Below are 783 nucleotides of genomic sequence, written 5' to 3'. Positions count from 1 at the left end.
AAACGACCAATTTTCCATTTTAACACGTTCTTCATGTTTAAAATGCTGAAAAAACTCATAAGTTTTCCATAAAATAACAGAAACAATAATGAAAGAAGTGGCAATAATTATCCACCTAAATGTGTTTTGATTTTTAGTAAAAAGCATTAACTATACATTTACATTGTAATATAATGCAATTCTGTTAATATTATTGTGCTAGTTGTTAGTAATTCTGTTTTTACATACAACACATAATAGTTACCTTTGTTAAAACAAAATTTGTTAATGGCATCATTTAATCCAAAAAACCTATCAACCAGTGTATTACATAGTTATTTGTTAAGTGCTGTTGCGCCAAGGCCTATAGCTTTTGCTAGTACAATGAATGATAAAGGAGAAGCCAATTTATCGCCATTTAGTTTCTTTAATGTTTTTAGTGCAAATCCGCCTATATTAATTTTTTCGCCCGCGCGAAGAGTTAGAGATAACACTACAAAACACACATTACACAATGTTGAAAGTACAAAAGAAGTGGTAATTAATGTGGTTAATTATGATTTGGTACAACAAATGTCATTAGCAAGTACAGAGTATCCTGAAGGTGTAAATGAATTTGAAAAAGCAGGTTTAACTATGGTAAAATCTGATGTGGTTAAGCCGTTTAGGGTTGCAGAATCACCTGTACAATTAGAGTGTAAAGTAAATGAAGTTATAGCTTTAGGAACCGAAGGTGGTGCTGGTAATTTGGTTATTTGTGAAGTTTTAAAACTTCATATTGATGATGATGTTTTAAATGAAGAT

1 protein-coding gene is annotated in these 783 nt (G+C 30.4%); it reads left to right on the top strand.

Going from position 1 to position 783, the window contains the following annotated elements:
• Positions 1 to 267 precede the first annotated feature (267 nt).
• Positions 268 to 783, top strand: a 516-nt coding sequence (locus FUA24_RS04825) for a flavin reductase family protein (RefSeq protein WP_148540272.1), incomplete at its 3' end; no start/stop codon positions are given.

The sequence above is a fragment of the Seonamhaeicola marinus genome, assembly GCF_008085455.1.
Note: the sequence above shows the minus strand (reverse complement) of the source record. Positions and strands in the feature narration are given on the sequence as shown.